A 242-nucleotide genomic window follows, 5' to 3' on the forward strand; every position below is an offset into this window, starting at 1 on the left:
TGGCCGCGCGCGCTGGCGCTGCTCTCGGGCATGTGGGGCATTGCGACGCTGCTCGGGCCGGCGGTCGGCGGCATCTTTGCGCAGTACGCGACGTGGCGGCTGGCGTTCTGGTCGCTGGTCGTGCTGATCGCGCTGGCGGCCGCCGCCGCGATGGTCGTGCTGAAACCGGCGGCCACCCAGACGGAACATCCGACGCCCGTGCCGGCACGTCAGCTCGTGCTCCTGGCGGTGGCCGTGGTGGC

General features: G+C 73.6%; 1 protein-coding gene. It reads left to right on the forward strand.

Annotation, left to right across the window (positions count from 1 at the left end; all coding sequences use genetic code 11):
• Positions 1–242, forward strand: a 242-nt coding sequence (locus RVY79_RS21250) for an MFS transporter (protein ID WP_317466604.1), incomplete at both ends; no start/stop codon positions are given.

The sequence above is a fragment of the Chromohalobacter sp. HP20-39 genome, assembly GCF_033052815.1.
In the GTDB taxonomy this organism is placed as follows: Bacteria; Pseudomonadota; Gammaproteobacteria; order Pseudomonadales; family Halomonadaceae; genus Chromohalobacter.